We start from the raw sequence: 22907 nt of genomic DNA, 5'->3' as shown, positions 1-22907 counted from the left end.
CGTGGGAAGCGCTCTGCCGATCGCCGACCCGGCCCCGGATGACGGCCTGCTGCCGGACTCGGTGGCTGTCGGGGCCGAGCACCGCCACTTCGGCGTGTATGTACACGTCCCGTTTTGCAAGGCACGCTGCGGATACTGCGACTTCAACACCTACACCGCCCCGGAACTTCGAGGGGTGAAGCGCAGCGACTACGCCGCCCAGGCCATCCTCGAGCTCGGCCAGGCCCGCACCGTGCTGGAACGCACGCCGATCCCGCCGCGGCCGGTGTCCACGGTCTTCTTCGGCGGCGGCACACCGACGCTGCTGCCGGTGGAGAACCTCGCCGACATGTTCCACACCATCGTGGACACCTGGGGATTGGTGCCCGGCGCCGAGGTGACCACCGAGGCCAACCCGGACTCCGTTGACGCTAGGTACCTGCTCGCGTTGAAGGCCGCCGGATTCACACGGGTGTCGTTCGGGATGCAGTCGGCTGTGCCGCACGTGCTCGCCACGCTGGAACGCACCCACGACCCGGATCGGATTCCGCTCGTCGTGCGGTGGGCCCGCGATGCCGGGCTTCAGGTGAGCCTGGACCTGATCTACGGCACCCCTTCCGAGAGCATCGACGACTGGCGGCGCTCACTTCACGCCGCCATCGCCCAGCAGCCCGACCATCTCTCCGCGTACTGCCTGATCGTTGAGACCGGCACGAAGCTGGCCAGGCAGATCCGGCGCGGCGAGGTGGCGCAGCCCAACGAAGATCTGCAGGCGGACATGTACGAACTCGCGGATGCGGTGCTGTCGGACGCCGGATTCCAGTGGTACGAGGTGAGCAACTGGGCCACCGGCGACGAACACCGGTCGCGGCACAACCTGGCCTACTGGCAGGGTCACGACTGGTGGGGCGTCGGGCCGGGCGCGCACAGTCACGTCGGCGGGGTGCGCTGGTGGAACGTGAGGCATCCGGCCGCCTACGCCGAGCGGGTGCTCGCCGGTTTGTCGCCGGCGGCCGGCCGGGAGACTCTGGATGCGCAGACCCGCCGGGTGGAGCGGGTGCTGCTGCTCAGTCGCATCCGCGACGGCGTCCCGACCAGCGAACTGACCGCATCCGGCCGCACCGCCGTCGCCGGACTCATCGCCGAAGGGCTCGTGGACCCGTCAGCCGCGTTCCAGGGCAGGGTCGTGCTGACCCTCACCGGACGACTGCTGGCCGATGTCGTGGTGCGCAGGCTGCTGGACTGATCGGTGCCTGCCCATCGGTGCCTGCCCATCGGTGCCTGCGCCTACTTGACGAATTTGATGGCGAGCGGGTACTCGTAGTACTCGCCCCGATTGGCGGCCACCGCGGCGATGATGCTGAACACCAGGTTCACGATGGCGGCCGCGGCAAGGATCAGGAAACCGATCAGGATGACGGTCGTGATGCCACCGATAATGCTGGCGATGGCGATCGTGATCTGAAAATTCAGCGCCGTGGTCGTGTGTTGCCGCACGAACGGCCCGCGGTCTTTGAGCAGTAGATAGCCGATGAGCGCGGGCAGGAAGTAGAAGAAGATCCCACCGATGTGGACGAGTGTCGACCACAGCTTCTCGTCGGCTGGGTTCAGCGGCTGAGCGGCCTGATACGGGCCTGGGGGTGGAGTGGACTGCGACATCTGCCCATTAAAGCAAGCGGGCCGGTTCGGCGCACTACTTGATCCAGCGGATGTTCGCCGGATAGCGGTAGCTGCCGCCATTGCTCACTCTCACACCGCCCATGATGGCGAAGATCACGTTGACGATGATCAGCGCCCAGAGGGCGAACAACAGCAGAAGATTGATGATCCAGCCGACGAACGGGATGAACGTGAAGATCGCCTCGAGGATCCAGATGGCGACCAGTGCGCCCGCCACGTTGATCGTCCAGTTCAGCGCTTCCGTGGACTCCTGGCGCACCAGCCGTCCGCGGTCTTTGAACACGACATAGATGATGAGGGCGGGGATCAACACGATGATGTTGCCGAAGTGCGCGAACGTCGCCCACTGCTTGTCTTCCTCCGCAGTCAGCGGCGCCGCCGCCTGCGGCGGGTTGGTGTCGGTCATGGCCATGCCTTTCGGGTACGCCGACCTCGGCCGATGGCAGCCGGGGCAGGTCAGGCGCGAAGCCACACGAACCGGCACGCGCATGAACTCACCCCAGAGAGTACTGTTCGCCCGGATGCCACACAATGCCCCCGACCGGACCCTCTCGCGGTAGAATTGGCAGTCGGATAATGCGAGTGCTAAGTGGAGGGGAGCGCGCGATGGTTTCGGAGCGGGGTCTCGATGTCCTCCGCGTCATCGTGAAGGACTACGTGGCGTCTCGCGAGCCGGTCGGGTCGAAGTCGATTGTTGACCGCCATGCCTTCGGCGTGTCGGCGGCCACCATCCGCAACGATATGGCGCTCTTGGAGGAGGAAGACCTCATCGTGGCGCCGCACACCTCGTCGGGCCGCATCCCCACCGACAAGGGCTACCGTGTCTTCGTCGATCATCTCGCGGACTTGCGACCGTTGAGCCAGGCCCAGCGGCACGCGATCGAAACCTTCCTCGGCGCCTCAGCCGACATGGACGAAGTGCTGGTGCGCACGGTGCGACTGCTGTCCCAGCTCACCCACCAGGTCGCGCTGGTGCAGTACCCGTCCGTCGCGCACGCGCGGGTGCGGCACATCGAACTGGTGCCTCTGGGGTCGACGCGGCTCATGACGGTGTTGATCACGGATACCGGGCGGGTCGAGCAGCGACTGATCGACGTTCGGGAAGAATTCGACGAGCTGCTGGTGGCGGAACTGCGTGCGAAGTTGAACGCCGCGATCGCCGGGACCGGGCTGGCGGATGCCGGTGCGGCGCTGAAGGAGATCCCCGCCACGTTCTCGGCGCGGCACGTGGCCATGGTCACCCAGGTGGTCACCAGCTTGATGGAGCAGGTCGCCGCCGGCCGGCATGACAAGCTCGTGATGGCCGGCACCGCGAACCTGGTCCGCACCGAAGAGGACTTCGCCGGAAGCATCTTTCCGGTCTTGGAAGCCATCGAAGAACAGGTCACCCTGCTCAAACTGTTCGGCGAGATGGAGCCCGACCGCACCGGCGTTTCGGTGAGCATCGGACGGGAGAACGCGCAGTTCGGACTGGGAGAGGCATCCGTGCTCACCACCGGCTACACGGCCTCGCGGGGCGAATTGGCTCGGCTCGGGGTACTCGGACCGACGAGAATGGATTACTCGAACAACATGGCCGCGGTGCGTGCGGTGGCGCGCTACCTGTCCCGCCTGCTGGGCGACGATTGACACGCTGACCACCACGCCTGGGCGGCAGGCCGCGCCCTGCGCCGGCCGAACCCATCACGTGGGGCGAATGAGGAACTGGATTGACTGACCACTACGAAGTACTGGGCGTCCCGCGGGATGCCACGCTGGACCAAATCAAGAAGGCGTACCGCAAACTGGCGCGACAGTTGCACCCCGACGTCAACCCCGGCGCGGATGCCTCCGAGCGGTTCAAAGACGTCACGCACGCCTACGACGTGCTGTCCGACCCCGAGCAGCGACAGCAATACGACCTGGGCCCGCAAGCCGGGTTCGGCGGTAACGGGTTCGGCGGCTTCGGCGACATCTTCGAGACGTTCTTCGGCGGCGGCACCACCAGGGGTCCCCGGTCCAGGAAAGAACGCGGCCAGGACGCGCTGCTGCGGGTGGAGGTCGACCTCGACGAGGTCATCTTCGGCGCCCACCGCGACGTGGAGGTCGACACCGCCGTGCTCTGCGAGACCTGCGGCGGTTCGTGCTGCGCGCCCGGCACCCGCCCGGTGACCTGCGACATCTGCCACGGGACCGGCCAGATCCAACGCGCCGTGCGCTCACTGCTGGGCAACGTGATGACCTCCAGCCCGTGCGCCACCTGCCGCGGCTACGGCACCGTCATCCCGAACCCGTGCGCGACCTGCCAGGGCCAGGGTCGAGTGCGCGCCCGGCGCAGCATTCCGGTCGACATTCCCGCCGGCGTCGACACCGGTGTGCGCCTGCAACTGCCTTCCCAGGGTGAGGTCGGCCCGGCCGGCGGACCGAACGGCGACCTGTACCTCGAAATCAAGGTGCGCCACCACGAGGTGTTCAGCCGCAACGGCGACGACCTCCTGGCGACCCTCGAGGTGCAGATGTCCGATGCCATCCTGGGCACCACGGCAACGCTGAAGACCCTGGACGGCGAGGTGCGGGTCGACATCCGGCCCGGCATCCAAAGCTCCGACGTGCTCACGATCAAGGAACGCGGCATCACCCGGCTGCGCGGCAGCGGCCGCGGCGACCTCAAGATCGGCATCCAAGTGGCCACCCCGACCAAACTCGACCACAAGCAGCAGGACCTGATCAAACAGTTCGCCCGCAGCCACAAGGTGACGCCGCCGACCTTGACCCGGTTCCAGCAGGGCATGTTCCAGAAACTGCGCGATCGGTTCCTGAACCTGTAACCGGATGGCGCACTTCTACCTGAACGAGCAGCTGACGGATGCCGCAGTCGGCTCGACGGTGTCGATCCTCGGCGCGGAAGCCCGGCACGCCGTGGTCGTCAGCCGGATTCGGGTCGGCGAGACCCTCTCGATCGGCAACGGCAGCGGACTGGTGGTCACCGGCCCGGTGCTGGAGGCGGCGGCGGACCGGCTGGCGATCCGGGCCCAGGAGGTGCGCCGGGTCCCCGCGCCAGCACCGACGCTCACCCTGGTGCAGGCGCTGGCCAAGGGCGGCCGGGACGAGTTGGCGATTCAGGCGGCCACCGAACTCGGCGTCGACACGGTGATCCCCTGGGCGGCACAACGCTCGATCGTGCGCTGGCAGGGTGCCAAGGCGGACAAGGGCCGCGAGCGCTGGGCCAGCATCGTTCGAGAGGCCACCAAGCAATCACTGCGACCGTGGATCCCGGCGGTGGCCGATCAACTGACCACAACCGAACTCGCGCGACAGGCCGAGGCGACCCGGATGCTCGTGCTCGCCCCGGGCGCGCAATTGAACCTGACCGCCGTCGCAGCAGAGCAGGACGCCAGGGACCTGGTGCTGGTGGTCGGCCCGGAGGGCGGGATCGCGCCGGAGGAACTGGACACCCTGACGCGGGCCGGCGCCCGCGCGGTGCGCCTCGGGGACGCGGTGCTGCGCACCTCCACCGCGGGCCCCGCCGCGATCGCGGCACTGAACGGTGTGCTGGGGCGATGGTGAGCGGACCGGCTCGCCCGGCCGGGCGTGATCACGGCGCGGCGGTTACGATGGAGCACATGGCAGACAGCGACGAGCGTTCGATCTTCACGAAGATCATCGACCGGGACATCCCCGCCGACATCGTGTTCGAAAACGACCGCATCATCGCCTTCAACGACATCGCCCCGCAGGCCCCCGTGCACATCCTGGTCTTGCCCAAGGCCGGCGACTACCGGAACGTCACCGAATTGGCCGCGGCCAACCCCAACCTGCTGGCCGAACTGGTCGCGACGGCCGATCAGCTGGCGAAGCAGTTCAGCAACGGCGAGTTCCGGCTGGTGTTCAACACCGGCTCCTCGGCGGGACAGACGGTGTTCCACGTGCACGCGCACGTTCTCGGCGGAGAGTTGCCGGAAGGCACCCTTGCCCAGTAGCGACATTTTCCTTGCGGGAGAGCCCGGCAGCGCCAGGGTGCAGTTGCGGGTCGACGACGTCGCCATGGTCCGCCTTCTCGGCCCCGAGGACCGGTTACTGCGCACCGTCGAGAAGCAGTTCCCGCTCGTGGACGTGCTCGCGCGCGGCAACGAGATCACGCTGACCGGCCCGCAGGAGCAGGTGCAGGCCGCCCACCGTCTGGTGCAAGAACTCATCACGATGGTGAAGACCGGTCACGACCTCGCCCCGTCAGAGGTGCGCGAATCGGCCCGGTTCCTGGCCGGTGAACCGTCCACAAGCCCTGCCGAGTTGCTCAGCCAGGCGATCCTCACCCGCGGAGGCAAGAGCATCCGTCCCCGCACCGCGGGTCAGAAGGAGTACGTCGACGCGATCGACGACAACACCATCGTGTTCGGCATCGGCCCGGCCGGCACCGGCAAGACCTATCTGGCCATGGCGAAGGCCGTTCAGGCGCTGCAACGCAAAGAGGTCGACCGCATCATCCTCACCCGGCCGGCCGTGGAGGCGGGTGAGCGCCTCGGCTACCTCCCGGGCACCCTGACCGACAAGATCGACCCCTACCTGCGGCCGCTTTTCGACGCGCTGGGCGAGATGATGGACCCGGATGTCGTCGTGAAACTGCTCGGCCTTGGCACCATCGAGGTCGCGCCGCTGGCCTACATGCGGGGCAGAACGCTGAACAACTCGTTCATCGTGCTCGACGAGGCGCAGAACACGACGCCGGAGCAGATGAAGATGTTCCTCACCCGGCTCGGATTCGGCTCCAGGATGGTGGTCACCGGCGACATCACCCAGATCGATCTGCCCACCGGCGCCAGCGGGCTGCGGCTGGTCACCCGGGTGCTCGATTCGATCCCCGAGCTGCACTTCTCCTACCTGACCAGCGCCGACGTGGTGCGGCACACCCTCGTCGGCCGGATCGTCGACGCCTACACGAAGTACGACAACGAGCGCATGGCACAGCGGCTGGCGCCTCGCCAGGGCGAGGCCCGCGCCGAGGGAGAGTCCGAGTGAGCATCGAGATCAACAACGAGTCCGCGATCGCGGTGGACGAGTCGGCGCTGCAGCGCCTGGCGATCTACGCGCTCGACCATTTGAACGTGCACCCGGATGCGGAGCTGGCGATCCTGCTGGTGGACGAGGCGGCGATGGAACAACTGCACGTGCAGTGGATGGACGAGCCGGGACCCACCGACGTGCTCAGCTTCCCGATGGACGAACTGCGGCCGGGTACCGAAGATGCCGTCACCCCCGCCGGTCTGCTCGGCGACATCGTGCTGTGCCCGCAGGTCGCGGTGGCGCAGGCGGAGACCGCCGGCCATAGCGCGCTGGATGAGATGCTCATGCTCACCGCCCACGGCATCCTGCACTTGCTCGGCTTCGATCACGCGGAGCCTGCAGAAGAGAAGGAGATGTTCGGCGTGCAGCGCGACATCCTGGTGGGGTTCACCATGCACGAGCGACGATCCTAGAGGGTCGGCCATGATCCCCGTTTTCGTCAGCGTCGCAGTGCTGTTGGTGGCGTTCGGCGGGTTGATGGCCGCGGTGGACGCCGCGCTGGCGGCGCTGTCCCGCGCCGACCTGCAGGAGTTGGCTGTCGGTTCCCGAGCCGCCGTCTCGGTGAACGCGATAGCGGCGGATGTCGGCGCCCACGTGAACGCGGTGAACTTCGTCCGCGTCGTGGCAGAGACCACCGCGGCGGTGCTCATCACACTGGCGTTGTCCTCCGTGTTCAGTCAGTGGTGGTGGGTGCTGCTGTTGGCCGCGTTGACGATGACCGTGGCCTCCTTCGTGCTCGTCGGCTCCAGCCCGCGCAGCGTCGGACGGGTCAACGCGAGGGCCATCATCCGGTGGAGCGCCTGGCTGGTACACACGCTGCGGGTGTTGCTCGGCCCGGTGGCCGCCGCGCTGGTCGCCCTGGGCAACCGGGTCACCCCCGGCCGCCCGAAGACGGCCACCTTCTCCTCGGAGGAGCAGCTGCTCAGCATGGTCGACGAGGCCACCGAACTCGAGGTGCTCGAGGAGGACGACCGCGAACTGATCCACTCGATCTTCGAGTTCAACGACACCGTGGTGCGCGAGGTGATGATCCCGCGCACGGACATGGTGGTGGTCGACGGCGACGCTGAGGTGGGCGCCGCGATGGGCCTGTTCCTCAGCAAGGGCGTGTCTCGGATGCCGGTGATCGGTGAGGACGTCGACGAGGTGCTGGGCATCCTGTACCTGCGCGATGTGGCCAGGATGAGTTTCGAGCGGCCCAGAAGCGGGGAGAACGTGCCGGTGCGCACCCTGCTGCGGCAGACCCTGTTCGTGCCGGAGTCGAAGAAGGTCGACGACCTGCTGCGGCAGATGCAGCTGGAGTCCAACCACTTGGCCATGGTGGTCGACGAATACGGCGGCATCGCCGGCCTGGTGACTCTGGAGGACCTCATCGAGGAACTCGTCGGTGACATCTCGGACGAGTACGACCATGAGACGGTGGAGGTCGAGGCGGTCGGCGAGGGACGCTTCCGAGTCAGTGCCAGACTGCCGGTGGACGAACTCGGGGAGCTGTTCGGCATCGAACTGGACGACGACGAGGTCGACTCCGTCGGGGGACTACTCACGAAGGCGCTCGGCCGGCTGCCGCACACCGGGTCGGTCGCCACTTACTCCGGCCTCATCCTCACCGCAGAGCGCACCGAGGGCCGCCGCCGGCGGCTGCGAACGGTGCTGGTGGAGCGGGACCAGTCGTTGATCGACGCGCAGGCCGCGTTCGAGGACGAAAAACCCAAGAACGGGAACGGTGAATGAGCGTGTCCACTGAAAGTGACGGCTTCCGGGCCGGATTCGTGACCTTCGTTGGCCGCCCCAACGTGGGCAAGTCCACATTGACCAACGCGTTGGTGGGGCAGAAGGTGGCGATCACCAGTAGCAAGCCGCAGACCACCCGACGCGCCATCCGCGGCATCGTGCACCGCGCATCCGGGCAGCTGGTCGTGGTCGACACCCCCGGGATGCACCGGCCGCGCACGCTGCTCGGCGAGCGGCTCAACGACGTGGTGCAATCCACCCTGGCCGAGGTGGACGTGATCTGCCTGTGCGTGCCGGCGAACGAGAAACTCGGCCCCGGCGACAGGTTCATCAACGAGCAGCTGGACGCCTACCCGCGGGCGAAGAAGGTCGCGATCGTGACCAAGCTGGATGCGACGTCGAAGTCGGCTGTGGCCGCGCAGCTGCTCGCGGTGAGCGCGCTGCGGGACTGGGAGAGCATCATCCCGGTGTCCGCGGTCACCGACGTGCAGTTGGACGTGCTCACCGACGAGCTGATCGCGCTGCTGCCGGTGTCCGAGCCGCTGTACCCACAGGAAACGGTCACCGAGGAGGGCCTCGAGGCTCGGGTGTCCGAGCTGATCCGCGAGGCCGTGCTCGAGGGGGTGCAGGACGAGCTGCCGCACTCCATCGCGATCACCATCGACGACCTGGTGCACCGGGACGACAAGGAACTGCTGGAGGTGTACGCGAACCTGTGGGTGGAGCGGGACAGCCAGAAGGGCATCATCATCGGGCATCAGGGCAGCCGGCTGGCCGAGGTGGGAGCGCGCGCCCGCGCATCCATCGAGCCGCTGGTGGGCAAACAGGTGTACCTGTCGCTGCGAGTGAAGGTCGCGAAGGACTGGCAGCGCGACCCCAAGCTGCTGGGTCGCCTGGGCTTCTAACCCGGACCCTGCCGAATGCGTGGCCTTGGGTTTCCCCGCGCCCGAAGTCACCTCGCCGCACCCTCGAGTTCTGTCGCGGGAGCCGGTGACGGGTACGCCGAGGGCGCGCGGCCCACTCGGCGAATTACTGGACTGAGCGTAACAATTGCGCCCGGCGGCAGACGTGAGGGCGCCGGATGCAATAAAGTTCGATCATCCCTGCGGAAAACCTTTGCCGCACTCCGCTCATTGACTGACCTGAAATGGACCCAATGACGACCGACGTTTCCGCGCGCCTGAGCCGAACCGAACGACTGGATGCCCTGCCGTTCACCAAGGAGCACCGGCGGGTGCTCGTGGGGTCCGGCCTCGGCTGGGCACTGGACGCGATGGACGTCGGGCTCATCTCGTTCGTGCTCGCCCAGCTGGCGGTGCAGTGGCACGCGACGAGCCTGGAACTGTCGCTCATCGCTTCCTCGGGCTTCGTCGGCATGGCCGTCGGCGCTGCCCTCGGCGGGTTGCTGGCCGACAAGTTCGGCAGACGCCACGTGTTCGCCATCACCTTGTTGATCTACGGTCTGGCCACCGGCGCCTCGGCGCTGTCCCTGTCGGTCGCCGTGCTCATCGCCCTGCGCTTCGTCGTCGGCCTCGGGCTTGGCGCCGAATTGCCGGTCGCCTCTACGCTCGTCAGTGAGTTCGCGCCACCGCGCATCCGCGGCCGGATCATCGTCATCCTCGAGTCGTTCTGGGCGGTCGGCTGGACGGTGGCTGCGGTGATCGGCTACGTCGTCGTTCCCGCCTCGGCGGACGGATGGCGCTGGGCACTCCTGATCGGCGCCGCGCCGGCGCTGTACGCCGTGTTCGTGCGACTTCGGCTGCCTGAGTCGGTGCGCTTCCTTGAGTCGCATGGCCGGCACGGCGAAGCCGAAGCGACGGTGCGCCGCTTCGAAGCCGCGGCTGGCCTGCCGGCGTCGAGCGACGCGATCACAACCGGGATGACAGCCGGGGTGCGTACCCGCGTCGCCGAACTGTGGGCCCCGAAGCTGCGCCGACGCACCGCGGCGCTCTGGCTGGTCTGGTTCTGCGTCAACTTCTCCTATTACGGCGCGTTCATCTGGCTGCCCACCATCCTGGTCGCCTCCGGGTTCTCGCTGGTGCGTTCGTTCGGCTTCACGCTGATCATCACGCTGGCGCAGCTGCCCGGCTACGCCGCATCCGCTTACCTCATCGAGAAGTGGGGGAGGCGCCAGACTCTCGCGGTGTTTCTGATCGGTGCTGCCGTCTCCGCGGCGCTGTTCGGCGTGGCGAGCGATGTCTCGCAGGTGATCATCGCGGGCATGCTGCTGTCGTTCTTCAACCTCGGTGCCTGGGGTGCGCTGTACGCGGTCACTCCGGAGCTGTATCCGACCCGGATGCGCGCCACCGGCGCGGGCTGGGCGGCCGGCATCGGACGGATCGCCTCCATCCTGGCGCCGCTGGCCGTGCCGTTCCTGCGTGACGGCGGCGGGACGGTGCTCCTGTTCGCCATCTTTGCCGCGTTCTTCGTGGTCGCCGCGGCCGGCGCCTTCGCCCTGCCGGAGAAGCGCGGCCAGGCTCTGGAGGACTAGCCGCCCTCGCCATCCGTTTCGCCGGGCCCCCTCAAACCCGTTTCTTAAACCCGTTTCACGGAGTTTCTGTCCGGCTGGCCCCTACTTGGCTGCCCAGATGGGCCCCGGAGACAGAAACTCCGTGAAACGGGGTAAGGAAACGGGGTAAGGAAACGTGGTGAGGAAACGGGGTGCGGATGCGGGTGGGCCGGACGGCGGGACGGTCGCGCGGCAAAGGCGGAGGGGCGGCTGGGAATGCGGTGCGGTCGCCCGGGACGGCGGCACGGTGCTACCCTGGAACCGTGCCATACGGTCTGCTCCTCCTTAGCTGCCGCGCCGAGTCCTAACCCAGGCCTTCCTCGTCGCGGAGTTTGTCGTTGGCTGAACAGACTAGGCGAAAGCCCAACAGCGCGAGCCCATGAGGCTCCGGGGAGCAGCGAGACCATGAAGAACATGCAGTCAGCATCGGCGATGCCGATACACAAGTACCGTCCGTACCACGAGCAGTTTTCGATCGAACTGCCGGATCGCACCTGGCCGAGCAACCACGTCAGCAAGGCCCCGCGCTGGTGCGCGGTAGACCTGCGGGATGGCAACCAGGCGCTCATCGATCCGATGAACTCCGAGCGCAAGCGGGTCATGTACGACCTGCTCGTGCGGATGGGCTACAAGGAAATCGAGGTTGGCTTCCCGTCGGCCAGCCAGACCGACTTCGACTTCGTGCGCACCCTCATCGAGGAAGATCTGATTCCGGATGACGTGACCATCCAGGTGCTGACGCAGGCCAGAGACCACCTGATCGAGCGCACCTACGAGGCCATCCGCGGCGCCAAGCGCGCCATCGTGCACCTCTACAACTCCACGAGCGTGCTGCAACGCGACGTGGTGTTCCGCTCCGACAAGCAGGGCATCATCGACCTGGCGCTGGCCGGCGCCCGCAAGTGCCGCGCCATGGAGTCCACCGTGCCCGGCACCGAGATCTACTATGAGTACTCACCGGAGAGCTACACCGGCACCGAACTGGAATTCGCCCTGGACATCTGCAACCAGGTGATCGAGGTGTTCGAGCCGACCGAGCAGCGCAACGTCATCATTAACCTCCCCGCGACGGTGGAGATGGCCAGCCCGAACGTGTACGCCGATTCCATCGAGTGGATGTCCCGGCACTTGAACCACCGGGAGAACATCATCCTGTCCCTGCACCCGCACAACGACCGCGGCACAGCTGTCGCCGCGGCGGAGCTGGGCTACCTGGCCGGCGCCGATCGCATCGAAGGATGCCTGTTCGGCAACGGGGAACGCACCGGCAATGTCGACTTGGTCGCACTCGGCATCAACCTGTTCACCCAGGGCATCGACCCGCAGATCGACTTCAGCGACCTCGACGAGGTAAAGCGCACGGCCGAGTACTGCACCCAATTGCCCGTGCACGAGCGCACGCCGTGGTCGGGCGACCTGGTCTACACCGCGTTCAGCGGCTCGCACCAGGATGCGATCAAGAAAGGCTTCGAGGCCATGGAGGCCGATGCGGCTGGGCAGGGCAAGGATGTCAACGACCTGCTCTGGGCCGTGCCGTACCTGCCCGTCGACCCGAAGGACCTCGGCCGCAGCTACGAAGCGGTCATCCGGGTCAACTCCCAGTCCGGCAAGGGCGGCGTCGCGTACCTGCTCAAGGCCGACCACGCGCTCGAGTTGCCGCGCAAACTGCAGATCGAGTTCAGCAGCGTGGTGCAGGCCAAGACGGATGCCGAGGGCGGCGAGGTCACCAGCCAGCAGATCTGGGAGATCTTCCAGGACGAATACCTGCCGGCGCCCGCCAGCCATGCCCCGGAAAAATGGGGCCGCTTCGAACTGCTCAGTACCCGCACCTCGAGCGACATGGCCGGCAGCGTGCACCTGCACGCGAAGCTGCGCGTCGACCACGACATCGTGGAGGTCGACGGGGAAGGCAACGGCCCGATCGCCGCGTTCCTCGACATCCTCGCGGCCCGTTCCATCGAGGTGAAGGTGTTCGATTACGTCGAGCACGCCCTCGGGTCCGGCGGGGATGCGGTCGCCGCGGCCTACGTGGAATGCTCCGTCGGCAGCAGGCCGCTGTGGGGCGTCGGAATCGACGCCGACATCTCCACCGCCTCGCTCAAGGCCGTCGTCTCGGCCGTCAACCGAGCCCTGCGGGACAGCCACTGGACGCCGGAACCGGTACCGTCCACGCAGTCGAGCGCGGCGCGGGTGCCCGTCGCCTAGGGGTGTTCGCCGTATTATCGTGAGATGACGTTTGTGCAGACCGTACCTGGTTCGCACGAAGCACCCAGGGTGGCCCGACCGACGGCACTGTGCACGATCGATCATTCGGTGATCGCCGAGAACATCCGGTTACTCAGCTCCAAGAGCGACGCGAAGTTCATGGCGGTCGTCAAGGCGGATGCCTTCGGCCACGGCGCCGCGGAAGTGGCTGCCACTGCCATGGAGACCGGAGCCGCCTGGCTCGGCGTGGCCACCGTCGACGAAGCGCTTCACTTGCGCCGCTCCGGCGTCACGGCACCGATCCTGGCCTGGCTCGTCGACCCGTGGAGCGACCTGGCCGGCGCGCTGCGCACCCAGGTGACGGTCTCGTGCGCGAACCACGACACGCTCGAGGCGGTCATCGCCGCCGCGACAGCCGCCGGCATCCGCGCCGATGTGCACCTGGAGATCGATACCGGGATGTCCAGGGCCGGCACTCCGGCCGCCGCCTGGCCGGCGCTGTGCGCCCAGGCCAAGCGGGCCGAGGATGACGGTTCGGTGCGGGTTACCGGCGTCTGGTCGCACCTCGCGCTGGCCACCGATCCGGACTGGTCCGGCGTCGAACCGGCGTGGCTGGCGTTCCAGGCCGGTATCGATGTCGCGTTGGCGGCAGGATTGACCCCCCAGGAGCGGCATCTGGCCAACTCCGCCGCCACCCTCGCCCACCCGCGTACCTCGTTCACGATGGTGCGCTGCGGCGCCTCGGTCTACGGCATCGAGACCGTCGACGGCATCGAGTACGGGCTGAAGTACGCGCTGCGCGCTGTTTCCCACGTCACCCAGCTGCGGCGGGTGCCCGCCGGCGTCGGCGTCGGCTACGGACAGAAGTATGTCACCGCCAAGCCGACCACCCTCGGGCTGATCCCGGTCGGTTACGCCGACGGGGTTCCACGGTCGCTCGGCGGGGTCGGCGAAATCGTGCTCGGCGGAACCCGCTATCCCATCGTCGGCGCCGTGTCGATGGACCAGTTCAGCGTCGATTTCGGTGATGCCAGTGTGCACCTCGGCGATGAGGTCGTGCTGCTCGGCGACGCCGCCGTGGGCGAACCGGATGCCGCGGAATGGGCTACCATCTCCGGAACCCTGCCGCACGAAATCCTCACCGGTCTCGGCGGCAGGATGCGACGCACTCACCTGAATCAACATCGCCTGAATCACCAATCCGACCAGAATCGACATTGAAAGAACCCATGAGCCACACCAGCGTAGGAATCATCTTCGGCGGAGCCAACACCGAGCACGAGGTCTCCTGCTCGTCCGCGGAGGGGGTCCTCGGCAGCCTGGACCGGGAGCGCTTCGCCCCGGTGCTGCTGGGCGTGGACAAGCGCGGTGGCTGGCACCGGCTCGACTCGATCGGTGGCCTCGCGACCGCGGGGACCGGCACGCTGCTGCCCGACCTCACCGGCATCGATGTGGTGTTGCCGGTGCTGCACGGCAGGTTCGGCGAAGATGGCACCGTGCAGGGCCTGCTCGACCTGGCTGGAATCCCGTACGTGGGCAACGGGGTGCTCGCGAGCGCCCTGGCGATGGACAAGTTGCTGTGCCAAAACGTGCTTGCCGCGGCTGGTCTGCCCACCATCCCCACCGTGGCGGTCACCGAACTGGACCGGTCCGGTGCCGCCGCTGGTGCCGACCAACTCGGCTACCCGGTGTTCGTCAAACCGAACCGGTCGGGATCCAGCGTCGGCGTGAGCCGCGTCGATACGGCCGAGCAGTTGGATGCCGCCATCGGGTTGGCGCTGTCCTCTGACTCCACGGCGCTGATCCAGCCGCTCATTGACGCCACCGAGGTGGATCTGGGTGTATTGCAGGCAGCCGACGGCAGCCTGTCGATTGGCGCGCCGCTGCGCATCCGCCCGTCCGGTGGCAGCACCTTCTTCGACTACGCCTCCAAGTACACCGACGGCGGCCACGAGTTCGAGGTTCCTGCCAAGCTCGACTCTCTGGCCGCCACCCGGCTCGAAGCATTCGCCCTCGCCGCGTTCCGCGCGCTGGGCTGCGAGGGGCTGGCCCGGGTGGACTTCTTCCTCGACGAGGCCGGCACGATTACCCTCAATGAGGTCAACACCATGCCGGGGATGACGGCACTGAGCCAGTACCCCACCATGTGGGACGTCGTGGGCGTGGACTATCGCCAGTTGCTGAACCGCCTCATCGACCGCGCGCTGGTCGCTCGTCCGGCCCGCACCGCCTAGCGCAGCAAGGGCCTAGCCAATCGCTGACGTGGTGGACGAGGTTGTGAATTTGATGCCGTCCCAACGGACGGAGTCGAGTCCCTGCGTCAGCTCCAGGCCACCACGGCGGAAGTTGGCCACCGTGGTGCAAAGGCCGAAAGCCCCACCGTTCCAGGGCCGCATTCCGACTATGCAGTAGCTGCGGTTCGTCCCCTTCGCGATCCAGAGGAGCGCGCCGTGGACAGTGGTTCCCATAAGGCGGGTGGTGGCCGGATCGATCCCCAGATCGTTCACCACTGCAGGGGCGTCAACAGTGTCTTCCTCAAGTTGAGGCGTGCTGAACCACTCCTCGGCGGCGATTGTCCACCCCGCGTTCGTCGCTTTGGGCGGGTCGACGACCGCGAATTGCTGCACCGTTTCCGCGTGCGCTGCGGGTGGTGACGGCGGTGCGCTGGTCGAGTGTCTGCTGAAAGCTGCGCTGCCATAGCCGACCACCAGACACAGTGCCGCGATCGGTGCGATCCAGATCCGCCGGAGCACGCCGGTGGGACGGGTTACCGCTGGCCCGGCATCCGCGGGCGGCGGTGGAGCGGGACTGTGCCCGGCTCCGCCGGTTTCACCGAGGGCGTGGATGGCTCGATCCAGTGCGTCGGCGTTCCGGGCGCGGACACGCTCTTCGTCGTGGAGCACGTGCCGCGCCGCCAATGCGGCGGTTTCCTCCGCGGCACTTCGTGTGCGCCCGAAGGCGATCCTGCGCAACGCATCGAGCTGCTCGCCCGGGATGCTGCTCACGGGGTCGGCGGCCGCACGGAGAGCGAGAAGGGCGTCTCCCGTCCCGGTGTACGCCCTGGTGAACCGGTCGCATGCCACGGCATCCTGGCAGACCAGGTCCAGGGCTGCTCGAGCGCGCGCGCCCAACTCTTCGCCCGCATCTTCGCCCGCAGCCATGCAGGGCAGGGTACATCGAGCTCGAAGCCGTTCCCAGCCCCCGTTTTCACGGCCGGGTCACCGGCCATGGGCCGCATTCGGGGACCGGACGGTGCGGCCCTCAGCGCCTCAGAGTCGACACCGGCTGCGACAGGAACTGCTCGAAAGTGACCGTGCCGTCGGGGTGCTCCGGTGCCAGATGCAGGCCGGCGGTGAATGCCTGGAACGTCTTACCCGGCAGCACCAGCGGCACGAGCACGCCGCGCCGGCCCGCCGCCGTGCGCCACAACGCCGCCAGGTCGCGCAGGCGGCGGATCTGCGGACCGCCGAGGTCCAGCGCCCGCCCGGAAGGCTCTGCCCCCGCCAGAGCAACCAGACGCTCAGCCACCTCGTCGACCTCGACCGGCTGGATCGGCACATCAGGAACCAGGATGAACGGCGAGGGCCGCTGCGCGCTCAGCACGCTCACCACCAGGTTGTGGAACTGTGTCGCCCGCAAAATCGTGAACGGCAGGCCACTGTGCTCGACGAGACCTTCGACCGCGTACTTCGCCCGGTAGTAGTGGAACGGATGCCGGTCCACCCCGACGATTGAGATGTACACCAGATGCGACACGCCGGCCCGTCGAGCGGCCGCGATGAGGTTCTCAGCCTGTTTCGGGTCGTTCTTCCCCGTGGCGCAATGAATGACGGTGCTTACGCCCTGCAGCGCAGCATCCACGCCGACCCCCGTGGCCAGGTTGCCGACGGATACCCCAGGCGCGGCGTGCCGGCTGAGCACACGCGTGGTCGCCCCGGCCTCCCGCAACCTGCGCACCACGATGCGCCCCAGAGTTCCTGTGCCGCCGGTTACCAACGTAGTTTCTCTCATGAATCCATTGTGTGGCTGTGCCCTGCCTCGGCGCACCTCCACCCCGGTGATAATTGACGTATGCCCCTCTACCGTGACGAAGCAGTGGTGCTGCGAACGCACAAGCTCGGCGAAGCCGACCGCATCGTCACCATGCTCAGTCGTCAGCACGGCAAGATCCGCGCCGTCGCCAAGGGCGTGAGGCGCACGGCATCCAAATTCGGCGCCCGGTTGGAGCCGTTCATGGTCGCCGACGTTCAGCTCTACGAGGGTCGCAGCCTCGACATCATCACCCAGGCGGAGTCGCTCGGCTCCTACGGCGCCGACATCGCCGAGGACTACGGATGCTATACCGCCGCCAACGTCATGGTCGAAACAGCCGACAAGATTACCGACGACAACGGCTCGCTGCAGCAGTACCTGCTGCTGATCGGCGGACTGCGGTCACTGTCGCGGCACGAGCATCACCCCAGCCTCACCCTGGACTCGTACCTGCTCCGAGCACTGTCCGTGGCGGGGTGGGCGCCGAGCTTCGTCGACTGCGCCGTCACCGGCGCCCCGGGACCGCACTCCGCCTTCGTGGTGCAACTGGGTGGCGTGGTGTCCGACGAGGTGGCTCCGCCCGGCGCACCCAGGCTCGACTCGGCGACGCTGGGCCTGCTGGCCGCGCTGCTTGCGGGGGACTGGGCCATCGCCGAGGCCAGCCCAAGCGGCACCCGCAGCCAGGCCAGCGGCGTGGTCGCCGCGTACACGCAGTTCCATCTTGAACGCAGCCTGCGGTCGCTGCAGCACGTGGACCGTACGTTCGTCGAGCCGAGCGCGGTTTCCGCTGGTCGAGTAGCGGAAGCCAGCGAGCGTATCGAGACCTCATGACCGTCCCCAAAACCCATCGCGACGCCGTCGACTTTAAACCCGTCGACTGGACCGGCCGCTACCCGAAGCCACTTCCCGCCGCCGCGGTGCCGGCCCACGTCGCCATTGTCATGGACGGCAACGGCCGCTGGGCCAACCGTCGCGGGCTCACCAGGATCGAAGGTCACCGAGCCGGAGAGGCGGCACTCCTGGACGTCGTGGCCGGCGCCATCCAGATCGGCGTGAAGCACCTCAGCGTTTACGCCTTCTCCACCGAGAATTGGAAACGCTCGCCCGACGAGGTGCGCTTTTTGATGGGCTTCAACCGCGAAGTGCTGCATCGCAGGCGCGATCAGCTCAACGACTGGGGCGTGCGCATCCGGTGGGCGGGACGCAAACCGCGGCTCTGGACCTCTGTCATCAAAGAACTCCAGTTCGCCGAACGCCTCACCGCAGGCAACAGCGTGCTCACGCTGACCATGTGCGTCAACTACGGCGGACGCACCGAAATCGTGGATGCTCTCCGCCGGGTCGGCGACGATATCGCGGCGGGCAGGCTGAAACCGTCCGGGATCACCGAGAAGACCATCCAGCGTCACCTGTACACGCCGGAGCTGCCGGACGTCGACCTGTTCGTGCGCAGCTCCGGAGAACAACGCACCAGCAACTTCATGCTTTGGCAGAGCGCCTACGCCGAAATGGTGTTCCTCGACACGCTGTGGCCGGACTTCAGCCGGGACGATCTCTGGCGCGCGGTGGAACTGTACGCCTCCCGTACCCGCCGGTTCGGGGCCGCGGTGGACAGCCCCACGCTCTGATGCCGGGGCCCGCACGGTGGTCAGGTAGCGGCCAGTAGACTCGGAGCGGTCGCACTGCGACATCCTGCGGCGTGGTCGCACGGTTGTGGCGCGACGCCGACCGCGTACCCAGCGCGGCTGACCTTTGGAGCATCTGTGGCAGCACCTTCCCGTCTTGATTCCGTCATCTCCCTGGCCAAGCGCCGCGGATTCGTTTTCCAGGCCGGTGAGATCTACGGCGGTTCACGGTCGGCCTGGGACTACGGCCCACTCGGAGTGGCGCTCAAGGAGAACATCAAGCGGCAGTGGTGGCAGTGGATGGTCGACGGCCGCGAGGATGTCGTCGGGCTGGACTCCTCGGTGATCCTGCCACGGCGGGTGTGGGAGGCCTCAGGGCACGTGGAGGTGTTCACCGACCCGCTGGTGGAGTCGCTGCACACGCACAAGCGCTACCGCGCCGATCACCTGATTGAGGCGTATGAACTCAAGCACGGGCATCCGCCGGTGAACGGCCTCGCGGACATCCGCGACCCGGACACCGGGCAGCCCGGATCGTGGACCGAGCCGCGGAACTTCTCCGGACTGCTCAAGACCTTCCTCGGCGCGCTGGACAACGAGGCGGGGCTGCACTACCTGCGCCCGGAGACCGCGCAGGGTATTTTCGTGAACTTCGCCAATGTGCTCGGCGCGTCCCGGATGAAGCCGCCGTTCGGCATCGGTCAGGTGGGTAAGAGCTTCCGCAACGAGATCACGCCGGGCAACTTCATCTTCCGCACCCGCGAGTTCGAGCAGATGGAGATGGAGTTCTTCGTCGAGCCCGGCACCGATGAGACTTGGCACCAGTACTGGATCGACCAGTCCTACGCGTGGTACACCGACCTGGGGCTGAACCCGGAGAACCTGCGACTCTACGAGCACCCGAAAGAGAAACTGTCGCACTACTCCAAGCGCACCGTGGACATCGAGTACAAGTTCGGCTTCCAGGGCAACCCGTGGGGTGAGCTGATGGGCGTGGCCAACCGCACCGACTTCGACCTGAAGACGCACTCCGCCGCATCCGGCACCGACCTGTCCTATTTCGACCAGTCGCAGGACAAGCGCTGGACCCCATATGTGATCGAGCCGGCGTTCGGTCTCACCCGTGCGCTGATGGCGTTTCTGGTCGACGCGTATTCGGAGGACGAGGCACCCAATACCAAGGGCGGCGTTGACAAGCGCACCGTGCTGCGGCTGGATCGCAGGCTCGCGCCGGTCAAGGTGGCGGTGCTGCCGTTGTCGAGGAACGAACGGCTCTCGCCGATGGCGCGGGAGCTGGCCGCGGACCTGCGCAAGTACTGGGCCATCGAGTTCGACGACGCCGGCGCGATCGGGCGCCGATATCGCCGCCAGGATGAGGTCGGCACGCCGTTCTGCGTCACCGTGGACTTCGACAGCCTCGACGACAAAGCAGTCACCGTGCGTGAGCGGGACAGCATGGCGCAGGAGCGGATCTCCCTGGACCGGCTGCGCGGCTACTTGGCCGAGCAGTTCGTCGCCTGAGTAGGACTAAAGTCACTCGACCGACCGCCGCCGCGGGGATAGCCTTCGGTCATGAGCACTCAGGTGGATGTCGGCAAGCTGGCCGACCAGGTGGACAAGTACGGGTACGCCTACGTGATGACCGTCGGTGACAGCGGACGCGTGCATGCCGTGGCCGTACATCCGAGCGTGTCAGACGGCGTCGTCGTCGTGGCGGAGGCTGGTGGGCGCACCTTGCGCAACGCCGCGGCCCGACCGGCGATCTCGCTGGTGTGGCCGCCGGCAGCCGACGGCGGGTACTCGCTGATCGTGGACGGCGACTCCCTGCAGGATGGTGGCATCCTACGCATCACCCCGACCCGTGCCGTGCTGCACCGGGCCGCGACCCCGGTGCTCGTCGGGGCAGCTGCCGTCGACGATGACGCGTGTCGGGCCGACTGCATCGAGCTCTGACCCGCGCCGCCCGCGCCGCCGCGCCGCCCCCGCGCCGCCCGCGCCCCGCCCGCGCCCCGCCCTCACCCGCACGCCCCCCCCGGAAATTCAGGAATCGGCGTGTTGGCCGTCCGTATCCTCGGGCACCGAGGGCCTGAAGCGACGGGGAGTCCTGAATTTCCGTAGGGGGACGCAGCGGGAGACGGATGTCGTGTCTCCTCTCCTCCCCAGGAGCAGGTCCCGGCGGGGTGTGCCCGGCTCGCCGGTGAGGCGGCGGCTCGGCTCGCCGCATGGCGCAGAGTCGGCGCCATGTCGATACGGGAGATGGTGACGAGCCTCGGCGGGTTGGCTCAGAAGCGGCAGCTGGTTGCGCTTGGAGCAACAGACTGGATGCTGACGCGGGCGGTTCGCGGCGGCGAGGTGCACCGAGCGCGGCAAGGGTGGTACTCCACGTTCCCGGAGAGTGAACCCGTCTTACGGGCAGCCCGAGTCGGCGGCAGGCTGACCGGAATCTCGGCGCTCGTCGAACTCGGCTGCTGGACTTGGCAGGAGCATCCGCTGCACGTGTCCGTCCCGCATCGGGCAGCTCGCTTGCGCAAGCAGTGGGACCGATTCTCCCGATTGGACCCGGCATTGAGCACGGATGTCGTGTTGCACTGGGACGACGATGGTGTGGTGGCGCGCGGCGGGAGCCAGCTCGTGAGCCTGACGGATGCGTTCGTCCGTGTCGTGCTGGACGAACCGTTCGAGCTCGCCGTGGCCGCGTTCGACTGGGGGTTGCGGACCGGCTGCCTGAACCGGCGGGGCCTCGAGCGCATCCTGCTCGCGCTGCCCGACGACGCACGGATGATCGCCAACTGGATCGACGTCCGGTGCGACAGCATCCTCGAGAGCATCGCGCGCACCGGCCTGCAACTGCATGGTTTTCTTGTGACGAGTCAGGTTCCCGTGGGCAGGCTCGAGCGCATCGACCTCGTGATCGAGGACATCGTCGCGCTGGAGACGGATGGGGATCTCCACCTGGGCCGGTCCGAAAAAGACCGGCGCAAAGACATCAGCATCACGATCGAGGGACGCCACGCACTGAGAGCGACTTACACGATGGTCCGCTACGAGTTCGACCGTCTCGTCGAAGCGATCGAGTCCGCGATCGTCGCCCGGCATCCGGGCTGGTCCCTCGAAAAATCAGGATGCAGCGTCCGCCCAGCCCACCGCGGCCGCAGAAGATGGCGGATGCTGGATGGGTCGTCCACCCGACTTCCTGAATTTCCGAGGGGAGGGGGCAGGATGAGGACGGGAATGATCTCGCGGATCGCTCAGTTGGCCCCAGTATGAGTGAATCTGGGCGTGAAGCCATCAAAGTTGACATCTGGTCCGACATCGCCTGCCCGTGGTGTTACATCGGCAAGCGCAAGTTCGAGGCCGGCGCTGCCGAATTCGCCGGAGAGGTGGAGGTCGAGTACCACTCCTTCGAACTGTCTCCCGATACGCCCGTCGACTTCGACGGCAGCGAGATCGACTTCCTCGCGGCACGCAAAGGCCTTCCTGTCGACCAGGTCACGCAGATGCTGGCGCGAGTCACCGGCGTCGCGGAGAGCGTCGACCTGCACTACGACTACGACGCGCTCAAGCACACCAACACGGTCAAAGCGCACCAGGTCATCCACTACGCGAAGGCACATGGTCGGCAACTGGACATGAAGGAGCGCCTGTTGAAGGCCTACTTTGTCGAGGGGCGGCACGTCGGCCGCGACGCCGACCTGGCCGACCTGGCCGCGGAGATCGGCCTGGACCGCGAGGATGTGCTGCGCTCGCTCGCCGAGAACGAATACCTCGCCGACGTGCGTGCCGATCAAGCGCAGGCTGTCGCGTACGGCATCCAGGGTGTGCCGTTCTTCGTAATCGATGGCAAGTACGGCATTTCCGGGGCGCAAGATCCGCAGGTTTTCGCCAGCGCCCTGGCTCAGGTGCGCGACGAGAAGGTGTCCGCATGACCGCCCCGGTACCGCTGAACATGATCGGCGATCCGGATGCCGCCAGCTGCGTCGACGGGGTCTGCGCGATTCCCGTCGCTGAAACGGATGCTGATCGGCCTTTTTCCACGGAGTAGCCTTCTGCCTCCTGCCTGTGTGGCATGCCGCGCCCGCGGTGTACTGTGAAAAACCAGAATG

23 protein-coding genes are annotated in these 22907 nt (G+C 67.1%); 19 read left to right on the top strand and 4 right to left on the bottom strand.

Going from position 1 to position 22907, the window contains the following annotated elements:
• Position 1 precedes the first annotated feature (1 nt).
• Positions 2–1225 carry a radical SAM family heme chaperone HemW gene (gene hemW, locus ABFX56_RS02400; protein WP_346231683.1) on the top strand — a complete coding sequence of 408 codons (1224 nt, stop codon included), beginning with the start codon at positions 2–4 and terminating at the stop codon, positions 1223–1225.
• A gap of 41 nt (positions 1226–1266) precedes the next feature.
• Here the strand turns inward: hemW and ABFX56_RS02395 are convergent, their stop codons facing one another.
• Positions 1267–1638 (bottom strand): DUF4870 domain-containing protein, encoded by a 372-nt coding sequence (locus tag ABFX56_RS02395; protein ID WP_346231682.1) that lies wholly within the window; start codon positions 1636–1638, stop codon positions 1267–1269.
• 34 nt (positions 1639–1672) lie between these two features.
• Complete coding sequence (locus tag ABFX56_RS02390) at positions 1673–2065, bottom strand: DUF4870 domain-containing protein (RefSeq protein ID WP_346231681.1); 393 nt, start codon at positions 2063–2065, stop codon at positions 1673–1675.
• 200 nt (positions 2066–2265) lie between these two features.
• On the opposite strand from ABFX56_RS02390, the gene hrcA reads away from it, so the two are divergent.
• From hrcA to ABFX56_RS02330, 12 genes are all read left to right on the top strand, one after another.
• Positions 2266–3288 (top strand): heat-inducible transcriptional repressor HrcA, encoded by a 1023-nt coding sequence (gene hrcA, locus ABFX56_RS02385; protein ID WP_346231680.1) that lies wholly within the window; start codon positions 2266–2268, stop codon positions 3286–3288.
• An 80-nt stretch (positions 3289–3368) separates the two neighbouring features.
• The gene (dnaJ, locus tag ABFX56_RS02380; protein WP_346231679.1) at positions 3369–4466 is read left to right on the top strand and encodes a molecular chaperone DnaJ; all 1098 of its coding nucleotides are present in this window, start codon (positions 3369–3371) and stop codon (positions 4464–4466) included.
• Positions 4467–4470: 4 nt separating this feature from the next.
• Positions 4471–5205 (top strand): 16S rRNA (uracil(1498)-N(3))-methyltransferase, encoded by a 735-nt coding sequence (locus ABFX56_RS02375; protein ID WP_346231678.1) that lies wholly within the window; start codon positions 4471–4473, stop codon positions 5203–5205.
• Between the two features lie 56 nt (positions 5206–5261).
• Positions 5262–5618, top strand: a complete 357-nt coding sequence (locus ABFX56_RS02370; RefSeq protein ID WP_346231677.1) for a histidine triad nucleotide-binding protein — start codon at positions 5262–5264, stop codon at positions 5616–5618.
• Positions 5608–6654: a PhoH family protein gene (locus ABFX56_RS02365; RefSeq protein ID WP_428834385.1), complete on the top strand. Its 1047-nt coding sequence runs from the start codon at positions 5608–5610 to the stop codon at positions 6652–6654. The genes ABFX56_RS02370 and ABFX56_RS02365 overlap by 11 nt, the downstream gene beginning before the upstream one ends.
• Positions 6651–7112, top strand: a complete 462-nt coding sequence (gene ybeY / locus ABFX56_RS02360; RefSeq protein WP_346231676.1) for an rRNA maturation RNase YbeY — start codon at positions 6651–6653, stop codon at positions 7110–7112. The genes ABFX56_RS02365 and ybeY overlap by 4 nt, the downstream gene beginning before the upstream one ends.
• 10 nt (positions 7113–7122) lie before the next feature.
• Positions 7123–8433: a hemolysin family protein gene (locus ABFX56_RS02355; RefSeq protein ID WP_346231675.1), complete on the top strand. Its 1311-nt coding sequence runs from the start codon at positions 7123–7125 to the stop codon at positions 8431–8433.
• Positions 8430–9338 carry a GTPase Era gene (era, locus tag ABFX56_RS02350; protein ID WP_346231674.1) on the top strand — a complete coding sequence of 303 codons (909 nt, stop codon included), beginning with the start codon at positions 8430–8432 and terminating at the stop codon, positions 9336–9338. Before ABFX56_RS02355 ends, era begins: the two co-directional genes overlap by 4 nt.
• A gap of 251 nt (positions 9339–9589) precedes the next feature.
• Positions 9590–10924, top strand: a complete 1335-nt coding sequence (locus ABFX56_RS02345; protein WP_346231673.1) for an MFS transporter — start codon at positions 9590–9592, stop codon at positions 10922–10924.
• A gap of 423 nt (positions 10925–11347) precedes the next feature.
• Positions 11348–13147: a 2-isopropylmalate synthase gene (gene leuA / locus ABFX56_RS02340; RefSeq protein WP_346231672.1), complete on the top strand. Its 1800-nt coding sequence runs from the start codon at positions 11348–11350 to the stop codon at positions 13145–13147.
• Positions 13148–13171: 24 nt separating this feature from the next.
• Complete coding sequence (gene alr, locus ABFX56_RS02335; RefSeq protein ID WP_346231671.1) at positions 13172–14368, top strand: alanine racemase; 1197 nt, start codon at positions 13172–13174, stop codon at positions 14366–14368.
• Positions 14369–14376: 8 nt separating this feature from the next.
• Positions 14377–15381, top strand: coding sequence for a D-alanine--D-alanine ligase family protein (locus tag ABFX56_RS02330; protein ID WP_346231670.1), 1005 nt, complete (start codon positions 14377–14379; stop codon positions 15379–15381).
• Positions 15382–15393: 12 nt separating this feature from the next.
• Here ABFX56_RS02330 and ABFX56_RS02325 read toward each other — a convergent pair whose 3' ends face one another.
• Together ABFX56_RS02325 and ABFX56_RS02320 are read right to left on the bottom strand one after the other, a co-directional pair.
• Complete coding sequence (locus tag ABFX56_RS02325) at positions 15394–16308, bottom strand: hypothetical protein (RefSeq protein WP_346231669.1); 915 nt, start codon at positions 16306–16308, stop codon at positions 15394–15396.
• 100 nt (positions 16309–16408) lie between these two features.
• A complete protein-coding gene (locus tag ABFX56_RS02320) occupies positions 16409–17158 on the bottom strand; it encodes an SDR family oxidoreductase (RefSeq protein WP_346231668.1) in 750 nt (249 codons plus the stop codon).
• A gap of 60 nt (positions 17159–17218) precedes the next feature.
• On the opposite strand from ABFX56_RS02320, the gene recO reads away from it, so the two are divergent.
• From recO to ABFX56_RS02290, 6 genes are all read left to right on the top strand, one after another.
• Positions 17219–18010, top strand: a complete 792-nt coding sequence (gene recO / locus ABFX56_RS02315; protein ID WP_346231667.1) for a DNA repair protein RecO — start codon at positions 17219–17221, stop codon at positions 18008–18010.
• Positions 18007–18807, top strand: coding sequence for an isoprenyl transferase (locus tag ABFX56_RS02310; RefSeq protein WP_346231666.1), 801 nt, complete (start codon positions 18007–18009; stop codon positions 18805–18807). Before recO ends, ABFX56_RS02310 begins: the two co-directional genes overlap by 4 nt.
• Positions 18808–18942: 135 nt before the next feature.
• Entirely contained in the window at positions 18943–20325 is a 1383-nt protein-coding gene (locus ABFX56_RS02305; RefSeq protein ID WP_346231665.1) for a glycine--tRNA ligase, read from the top strand.
• A gap of 51 nt (positions 20326–20376) precedes the next feature.
• A complete protein-coding gene (locus ABFX56_RS02300) occupies positions 20377–20757 on the top strand; it encodes a hypothetical protein (RefSeq protein WP_346231664.1) in 381 nt (126 codons plus the stop codon).
• 288 nt (positions 20758–21045) lie between these two features.
• Complete coding sequence (locus ABFX56_RS02295) at positions 21046–22071, top strand: hypothetical protein (protein WP_346231663.1); 1026 nt, start codon at positions 21046–21048, stop codon at positions 22069–22071.
• The gene (locus tag ABFX56_RS02290) at positions 22068–22730 is read left to right on the top strand and encodes a DsbA family oxidoreductase (protein WP_346231662.1); all 663 of its coding nucleotides are present in this window, start codon (positions 22068–22070) and stop codon (positions 22728–22730) included. Before ABFX56_RS02295 ends, ABFX56_RS02290 begins: the two co-directional genes overlap by 4 nt.
• Positions 22731–22907 lie beyond the last annotated feature (177 nt).

This window comes from Parafrigoribacterium mesophilum (assembly GCF_039652555.1).
GTDB classification, from domain to species: Bacteria; Actinomycetota; Actinomycetes; order Actinomycetales; family Microbacteriaceae; genus Parafrigoribacterium; species Parafrigoribacterium mesophilum.
The sequence above is the reverse complement of the archived record's forward strand: the minus strand, read 5'-3'. Positions and strand labels throughout refer to the sequence as shown.

What these genes read in the sequence shown, in the direction of transcription:
- ABFX56_RS02345 (WP_346231673.1), top strand. Translation starts at nt 9,590, where the DNA reads ATGACGACCGACGTTTCCGCGCGCCTGAGCCGAACCGAACGACTGGAT.
- ABFX56_RS02390 (WP_346231681.1), bottom strand. Translation starts at nt 2,065, where the DNA reads ATGACCGACACCAACCCGCCGCAGGCGGCGGCGCCGCTGACTGCGGAG.
- ABFX56_RS02325 (WP_346231669.1), bottom strand. Translation starts at nt 16,308, where the DNA reads ATGGCTGCGGGCGAAGATGCGGGCGAAGAGTTGGGCGCGCGCGCTCGA.
- ABFX56_RS02330 (WP_346231670.1), top strand. Translation starts at nt 14,377, where the DNA reads ATGAGCCACACCAGCGTAGGAATCATCTTCGGCGGAGCCAACACCGAG.
- leuA (WP_346231672.1), top strand. Translation starts at nt 11,348, where the DNA reads ATGAAGAACATGCAGTCAGCATCGGCGATGCCGATACACAAGTACCGT.
- hrcA (WP_346231680.1), top strand. Translation starts at nt 2,266, where the DNA reads ATGGTTTCGGAGCGGGGTCTCGATGTCCTCCGCGTCATCGTGAAGGAC.
- alr (WP_346231671.1), top strand. Translation starts at nt 13,172, where the DNA reads ATGACGTTTGTGCAGACCGTACCTGGTTCGCACGAAGCACCCAGGGTG.
- ABFX56_RS02395 (WP_346231682.1), bottom strand. Translation starts at nt 1,638, where the DNA reads ATGTCGCAGTCCACTCCACCCCCAGGCCCGTATCAGGCCGCTCAGCCG.
- ABFX56_RS02290 (WP_346231662.1), top strand. Translation starts at nt 22,068, where the DNA reads ATGAGTGAATCTGGGCGTGAAGCCATCAAAGTTGACATCTGGTCCGAC.
- ABFX56_RS02295 (WP_346231663.1), top strand. Translation starts at nt 21,046, where the DNA reads ATGTCGATACGGGAGATGGTGACGAGCCTCGGCGGGTTGGCTCAGAAG.
- era (WP_346231674.1), top strand. Translation starts at nt 8,430, where the DNA reads ATGAGCGTGTCCACTGAAAGTGACGGCTTCCGGGCCGGATTCGTGACC.
- ABFX56_RS02320 (WP_346231668.1), bottom strand. Translation starts at nt 17,158, where the DNA reads ATGAGAGAAACTACGTTGGTAACCGGCGGCACAGGAACTCTGGGGCGC.
- ABFX56_RS02310 (WP_346231666.1), top strand. Translation starts at nt 18,007, where the DNA reads ATGACCGTCCCCAAAACCCATCGCGACGCCGTCGACTTTAAACCCGTC.
- ABFX56_RS02370 (WP_346231677.1), top strand. Translation starts at nt 5,262, where the DNA reads ATGGCAGACAGCGACGAGCGTTCGATCTTCACGAAGATCATCGACCGG.
- recO (WP_346231667.1), top strand. Translation starts at nt 17,219, where the DNA reads ATGCCCCTCTACCGTGACGAAGCAGTGGTGCTGCGAACGCACAAGCTC.
- ABFX56_RS02375 (WP_346231678.1), top strand. Translation starts at nt 4,471, where the DNA reads ATGGCGCACTTCTACCTGAACGAGCAGCTGACGGATGCCGCAGTCGGC.
- ABFX56_RS02355 (WP_346231675.1), top strand. Translation starts at nt 7,123, where the DNA reads ATGATCCCCGTTTTCGTCAGCGTCGCAGTGCTGTTGGTGGCGTTCGGC.
- ABFX56_RS02300 (WP_346231664.1), top strand. Translation starts at nt 20,377, where the DNA reads ATGAGCACTCAGGTGGATGTCGGCAAGCTGGCCGACCAGGTGGACAAG.